The organism is Bacillus sp. GbtcB14, from assembly GCF_019091205.1.
Lineage (GTDB): Bacteria > Bacillota > Bacilli > Bacillales > Bacillaceae_G > Bacillus_A > Bacillus_A cereus_AG.
The window spans coordinates 1-245 of record NZ_JAGXJT010000257.1 but is presented as its reverse complement, the minus strand read 5'-3'; the positions used below and the strand labels follow the sequence as shown (position 1 = coordinate 245).

Sequence of the window (245 nt, the reverse complement as noted above, 5' to 3'; positions counted from 1 at the left end):
CCGAAAGAACCGAAGAAACCAAAAGTGAAACCAGAAGATCCGAAAAAACCGAAGGAACCAAAAGTGAAACCAGAAGATCCGAAAGAACCGAATGAACCAAAAGTGAAACCAGAAGATCCGAAAGAACCGAAGGTACCAAAAGTGAAACCAGAGGATCCGGAAGAACCGAAGGAACCAAAAGAGAAACCAGAAGATCCGCAAGAACCGCAGGAACCAAAAGTGAAACCAGAAGAACGGAAAGAACC

Annotated in this window: 1 protein-coding gene; it reads left to right on the top strand. The window is 44.5% G+C overall.

Annotated elements, in window-relative coordinates; genetic code table 11:
- Positions 1 to 245: hypothetical protein (locus tag KVT31_RS29855; RefSeq protein WP_217613760.1), on the top strand; the 245-nt coding region annotated here is incomplete at both ends.